Here is a 2,013-nt window from a genome sequence, read left to right as displayed (position 1 = left end):
GTTGAAGTTTACCATTACGACCAATGATTATGATACCAAGGATAGCTTACGTTTAAGTTATGACAACAGTATTGCAAACGCTATTTGGTCAGACAATAACTCCCAGGTAAAGCATCCAACCGGGATTCTAAAAATCCCCACAACTTCGGCAGATAATGGGAAATCTGGCACTTTTACGGTCACTGTTGAAGATGATGCCTGTCCAATAAACGGAAGGAGTTCACGGCAATATCAATATAATGTCAGTGGAATAAATATCAGTCCACCACAAATTATCAAAACTGATTTAAGTTGTGGTTCATTTTCAATACAAGTATTTCCTTATTATAATACGCTCCAATATAAGTGGTCATCAACACTAACACCACCAAATTCCATTCAAGGAAATAGCAATATAATCTATACACAAATAAATGACGCAGGCAATTATCCATTTGAACTTAAAATAACAAGTAATTGCGACACACTAATTGTTTACGATACGCTAAAGGTGAATGCTACAGCACTTATGGTAGAGATACCAGATACTATTTTTATCTCAAAAAATGATTCATTTTTAGTTTCACCTGTAGTGAAAAATATACATGGTACATTGAGTTTCCAATGGAGTGACAATGATAATATTCATTTAACCAAATGGTTCCACTACAAGGAAAATATGAGACCTCAACTTGTAAGTTTAACCGCCTATGACTCATCAGGCTGTAGCAAGCTTGCCCTTATGGTGGTTGTTTCCGATACACTTTTTGCTGACTGTGGCCCCGATAAATTCAAATGCAATAACAACAATGCAACATTATCTGCCAGCTATTTTTCACTAAAAGGTAGTTACACAATCAAATATTATAAATGGTATAAAAAAGGAAATCCTACACCATTGAGTTTTAAGCAAGACCTTACAACCAAAGATACCGGGTACTTTATTTGTTCTATTGAATTTGATAATGGGATTATTAAAAAAGATACTGTTAAACTTTCAGATTATCCCATAACAAATATTGATGCCGGGAATGATATCACCATCTGCTCAGGAGATGGTTTATATGAATTAAAAGGAATTCCAGACACAGGCTCATTTTATTGGTCAGGAACCGCTATTTCAGAAGATAATGGAACATATTATTTTGATCCTGAAAATGCAAGTATCCAAAATGGAGGTAATTACTATGCTCATTTCTATTATACTGATCAATATGGGTGTAAAACCTATGATGATAAACGAATTACAGTTTACTATTCATCTGCGAAACCTGAAGTTGGTCAATATCCTACACTATGTGAAAAAGATGCCAAAGTTCAGCTCATTTCAGATCTAAAACCTGGTACATGGTCTGGAAATGGCATAGTCGACAATGAGTTTTTTAATCCCTTGCAAGCAGGAGCTGGAACGCATGAGCTTATTTATAAAGTTGGCAACTATTGTCCTAATTACGATACTACTTTCATAACAGTTTTACCAAGAGCAAACATTAGCCTGAATACCGAATATGGAAAAACTAAATTCTGCAGGAGTTATGGTTTAGTTCGAATAGATGCAAGTCCTGCCGGAGGTATTTTTAGAGGGCCTTTAGTTAATGGGAATTATTTCAATACCGATACATTACATGGCTTATACCAAATATACTATATCTATGCAGATTCGACTAGCTGTATTGATAGTCAATTAATAGAAATAGCAGTTGTAGATCCAGAAGTAAAAATCACGAATAATGACACTCTTTGTCTAAAAAACTATATCGAATTAACTTCAGAAAACAATTTCTCATCAGCCATTGAATGGACCAAAGGACCATCAGCAGATGGCCATTTTGAAGTGGATATCAGTAAACAAAACATTCAATATTATCTGGGTAAAAATGATTCTATCAATAAGGAAGTTTGGATATTCATCAAAACAATTGACTCCGTATGCAATAGTATATTGGATTCCATGAAGATTAAATTATTGGACAGCCCTATTGCAAATTTCACAGCTGATGATCCGATTTATATGAATTATTATAAAGTGAAATT

General features: G+C 34.2%; 1 protein-coding gene. It reads left to right on the top strand.

The window, feature by feature from the left end:
- Window positions 1-2,013 (top strand): hypothetical protein (locus HOG71_11645; GenBank protein MBT5991493.1); only part of this gene is annotated, 2,013 nt, incomplete at both ends.

This window comes from Bacteroidota bacterium (assembly GCA_018698135.1).
In the GTDB taxonomy this organism is placed as follows: Bacteria; Bacteroidota; Bacteroidia; order CAILMK01; family JAAYUY01; genus JABINZ01.
The sequence above is the reverse complement of the archived record's forward strand: the minus strand, read 5'-3'. Positions and strand labels throughout refer to the sequence as shown.